4 protein-coding genes are annotated in these 3,311 nt (G+C 61.1%); 1 reads left to right on the forward strand and 3 read right to left on the reverse strand.

The genetic code is table 11. The features are described 5' to 3' along the window. Positions 1-114: 114 nt before the first annotated feature. The 3 genes from ansB to AAC083_RS20665 form a co-directional block, all read right to left on the reverse strand. Positions 115-1,173, reverse strand: a complete 1,059-nt coding sequence (gene ansB, locus AAC083_RS20655) for an L-asparaginase 2 (RefSeq protein ID WP_108537600.1) — start codon at positions 1,171-1,173, stop codon at positions 115-117. 130 nt (positions 1,174-1,303) lie between these two features. Then, positions 1,304-1,498 carry a heavy-metal-associated domain-containing protein gene (locus AAC083_RS20660; protein WP_108537601.1) on the reverse strand — a complete coding sequence of 65 codons (195 nt, stop codon included), beginning with the start codon at positions 1,496-1,498 and terminating at the stop codon, positions 1,304-1,306. Between the two features lie 90 nt (positions 1,499-1,588). Continuing rightward, positions 1,589-2,539, reverse strand: a complete 951-nt coding sequence (locus AAC083_RS20665) for an AEC family transporter (protein ID WP_108537602.1) — start codon at positions 2,537-2,539, stop codon at positions 1,589-1,591. Positions 2,540-2,679: 140 nt separating this feature from the next. On the opposite strand from AAC083_RS20665, the gene AAC083_RS20670 reads away from it, so the two are divergent. Then, a partial coding sequence (locus tag AAC083_RS20670) for a LacI family DNA-binding transcriptional regulator (protein ID WP_108537603.1) occupies positions 2,680-3,311 on the forward strand: 632 nt, incomplete at its 3' end.

Raw genomic sequence — 3,311 nt, forward strand, 5'->3', positions numbered from 1 at the left:
GGCCTACTTCAAGATTAGCCTTTCAACACGTAATTGGGACAGAGCCATGAGCAAGGGCAGGAGCCGATCCTGCCCTTTTTTCATGGGGTGACGTTAGCGGGTTGAGCCCCGGGATCAGAACTGCTGGAACCAGCGCTGGATCTGGACCGGATCCTTGCTCTGGGTCAGGGAAAGCATCAGCAGTATGCGCGCTTTCTGAGGGTTCAGGGTGCCGCCGGCCACGAAGCCGTACTCGGCGTCATCGATCTCTGCATCCAGAGTGGTGGCGCCGGTCGGCACGCGGGTGGAACGCACCACGCGGATACCATCCTTGCTCGCCTGAGCCAGAGTATCGAACAGGGTGTGGTAGAGGTTACCGTTACCCACACCGGCACTGACGATACCGTCAAACTTGGCATTCACCATGGCCTTGGCCGGCAGATCGGTGGCGTTGGCATAGTTGTAGACGATGCCCACTTGCGGCAGCTTGTCGAGCTTGCTCACATCGAACGGGGTCTTGCTGGTGTGCAGGCGGGCCGGGCTGCGCTGATAGTCAATCTTGCCGTTGTGAATGTAACCCAGCGGGCCAAAATTGGGGGAGGCGAAGGTCTGTACCCCGGTGGTGTTGGTCTTGGTGACGTCGCGGGCATCCAGCACTGTGTCGTTCATCGCCACCATCACGCCACGGCCCTTGGAGCTCGGGTCGGAGGCGGTCACCACGGCGTTATACAGATTCAGCGGGCCATCGGCGCTCATGGCGGTGGAGGGGCGCATGGCGCCGACCAGCACCACCGGCTTGTCGCTCTTGACGGTCAGATTGAGGAAGTAGGCGGTCTCTTCCATGGTGTCGGTGCCGTGGGTGATGACGATGGCATCCACGTCATCCTTGGCCAGTAGCTCGTTGACCCGCTTGGCCAGGGTCAGCCACACCTCGTCGTTCATGTCCTGGGAGCCTATTTTGACTACCTGCTCCCCCTGCACATCGGCCACGTTCTTCATCTCGGGAACTGCAGCAATCAGGGTCTCGATAGCTACCTTTCCTGCCTCGTAGTTGGACTGGGTGGCCGACTGGCCCGCCCCGGCGATGGTGCCGCCGGTTGCCAGAATATGGACGCTGGGCAGGGCCATCGCCATGGGGGAGAGGGTCAGGCCAACGACGGCGGCGAGCAGGGTCTTGCGGATCGGTAGGGTCATGCTGCAAATCCTTATGGTTGGAATAATCGCAGCAAGTTTGCCCATTTAAACAGCAATATCTGTGATAACACTCACCAAAAGACAGGTGGGTACAGATTTTTAACCTGTTTAATACCTCTATAGAGATAAATTAACCTACCTGAAAGCCCTGTGCTTCGATCAGGGCGATCAGCGCTGCCTTGCTCAGTTCGCTCTCGATAACAGCCTTGCTGCTGGCAAAATCCACCCGGGCCTGACTAATAGCGCTCTGGGCCAGCAGGGCTTTTTGCAGGCTAGCGGCGCAGCCACCACAGGACATGCCGGACACTGTGAGTTCGATAGTCATGGGATATCTCCTCTGTTGATATCGTGTCAGCCTAAAGCTGCCGCCCGCGGCAAGGTCAAGCCGTGCCGGACTGGCCAACGGCAGCCTGCCTCAGCCCATCAGCCCGAGGTAGTTCATCAGGGTGGCGCCCAGGCTGGTGCTGATCAGTGAGCCCAGCGTGGTGGTGGCGATGATGTTGGCAGCAAGTACGCTGTCGCCGCCCATGGCGCGGGTCATCACATAGCTGGCGGCGGCTGTGGGGGTGGAGCTGATGAGAAACAGTATGCCGAGCGCCTGCGGGCTGAAGCCAAGCGCCCAGGCGCCCGTCACCAGCAGCACCGGAATGCAGAACAGCCTGTTGGCGGTGGCCCAGCCGGTCAACATGGCACCGCCGCGCAGGGCTTTGAGGTTGAGACTGGCGCCGGTGCAGAGCAGGGCCAGCGGCAGTGTCATGTTGGCGAAATAGTTGCCCGTGGTGATCACCAGCTGGGGCAGCTCGATACCGAGCAGGCCGAATGGCAGGGCGGACAGGATGGCGATGATCAGGGGATTTTTGGCGATCCCCTTCAGGATCGGCTTGATCCCCTGGTTGCCCCCCAGACTGCGGGTCAGGGTGATCACGGCGAGTATGTTGTAGAGCACGGTCACCGAGCCCACCAGCAGGGCGGCGGCACCTATCCCCTCAGCGCCGTAGGCGTTTTGCACATAGGCCAGCCCCATGATCCCCATGTTGCCGCGAAAGCTGCCCTGCACGAAGATACCGCGCTGACGCCGCTCCGGGATGAAGCGGGCCGCCAGTACCTCCAGCACCAGAAAGCCGGTGAGCGTGCCGAGCAAACCGTAGAGGATGAGCCAAGGACTCGGCATGGTGGAAAAATCGGTGCGCACCATGCTGAGGAACAGCAGGGCCGGCAGGGTGACCTGAAACACCAGGCGGGAGGCGGATTCGACGAAGCTGTCTGGCAGCAGGCCCAATTGCTTGAGCCAGATGCCGAGCAGCAGTACCACGCAGATGGGGCCTGTGATGGAGAGGGAAAAGTGCAGGCTTGCCAGCAGATCCATGATGCGCGTCCTGTGCGATGGCGAGCGGCACGGCGTTCGCCAGGGAAAAAAAAGCATTCTAACGCCATGGGCTTGTATTCACAGGGCTTAATCACAACAATGTGGGCAATTCTGCCGCCGAGCCCCCTGTGAGCCAATTCATGGACAAGAAACTGACCATCCTCGATATCGCCCGTCTGAGCGGAGTCGGCAAGTCGACCGTCTCCCGGGTGCTCAATCAGGATCCCAAGGTGAAGCCGGCGACCCGCGAGCGGGTGGAGCAGATCATTGCCCTGCACGGCTTTGTTCCGAGCAAGTCGGCCCGGGCCATGCGCAGCCATAGCCAGCAGGTGGTGGGGATCATCGTCTCCCGACTCGACTCCAGTTCCGAGAACCAGGCGGTACGCGGCATGCTGGAGACCCTCTACCAGCGTGGCTATGACGCCGTGCTGATGGAGAGCAAGTTCTCCCCCGCCAAGGTGCTGGAGCATCTGGCGGTGCTGGATCGGCGCGGGGTGGATGGCATCATCCTCTTTGCTTTCAACGATCTGGACTACGACGCCATGGCGCCGCTGCAAGATAAGCTGGTACTGGTGGCCCGCGACCATCCCGGTTTCTCCTCTGTCTGCTTCGACGATGCCGGGGCTGTGCGCACCATGCTGGCCGCGCTGGCGACCCGCGGAGTAGGCGAGATCGCCTATCTGGGGGTGGATACCTCGGACCTCACCACGGGTCAGCGCCGTCTCAATGCCTATCTCGGCTACTGCGCCGAGCAGGGATTGACGGCGCGCAG

It is taken from the genome of Aeromonas sp. HMWF014 (genome assembly GCF_963878295.1).
Lineage (GTDB): Bacteria > Pseudomonadota > Gammaproteobacteria > Enterobacterales > Aeromonadaceae > Aeromonas > Aeromonas popoffii.